The organism is Erwinia psychrophila, from assembly GCF_039023475.1.
Taxonomy (GTDB): domain Bacteria; phylum Pseudomonadota; class Gammaproteobacteria; order Enterobacterales; family Enterobacteriaceae; genus Erwinia.
Genome location: NZ_JBCHVB010000023.1, coordinates 1 through 761, shown reverse-complemented (window position 1 = coordinate 761; position 761 = coordinate 1). Strand labels below are relative to the sequence as shown.

Annotated in this window: 1 protein-coding gene; it reads left to right on the top strand. The window is 55.6% G+C overall.

Annotated elements, in window-relative coordinates; genetic code table 11:
* Positions 1 to 108 precede the first annotated feature (108 nt).
* Complete coding sequence (locus tag AAH446_RS19650; RefSeq protein ID WP_342908353.1) at positions 109 to 639, top strand: DUF3304 domain-containing protein; 531 nt, start codon at positions 109 to 111, stop codon at positions 637 to 639.
* The last annotated feature ends 122 nt before the right edge of the window (positions 640 to 761 follow it).

Genomic DNA, 761 nt, shown 5'->3' with positions numbered 1-761 from the left:
TACCGATCTGGCCTTTATTCCCCTTCAGTAATGCTTAGCCATGCCATCGCGAAAAGTCATGGCTAAGCAAGGCGGACGTAACCTGTTAATTCATAAAAGGAATGCAAAATGAAAATACGACATTACCTCGTGGTACTGGGTGCCCTGCTGCTGGCGGGATGCAGTCAGCCGGCGGCGAACGCGGAAAGCCGGGGGAGGGGCGGAACCATAGAGGCAGTCAACCACACCAAATGGGCGATCAACCATTTCAGCGTCGATGGTCAGTCCGGCATTGATGCTATTGGACCCTGGCAGGGCGGCGGGGGCGGCTGCTGCTATGGCGTGCCGGCGAAGTGGCTGCCCGGAATGACGGTTAAGGTTGATTGGGAAAGCGGAGAAGCCTCAACAAAAGGGTTTCCAGGATTTGCCGATACAGAAAAGTATTTGGCTTGGGAAAAAAAAATGAGTGCTAATAATCGGCAGCACAGCACGGTGGTACCGGTACCGGACTATACGGGACAGGAAACCTGCGGGATCACGGTGCATTTTCTGCCCTGTGATGAAGTAAAGGTGACCACCAGCTGTGCCAACTATGGCCACCCGGAACACCCGATCAAAGAGCCCCTTAAGATGCCGGAGCCAAAAGTATGTCCGAAATAATCACCGATCTGGCGTGGTTCCCGCCGGCATTTCCGGCCCAGGGGCGTTTACCCACCCAGGCTGCGCTGGTTGGCACAAACTGCGCGCAGCAGGACAACCACGAGCTGGTCTACCGGCAGGAA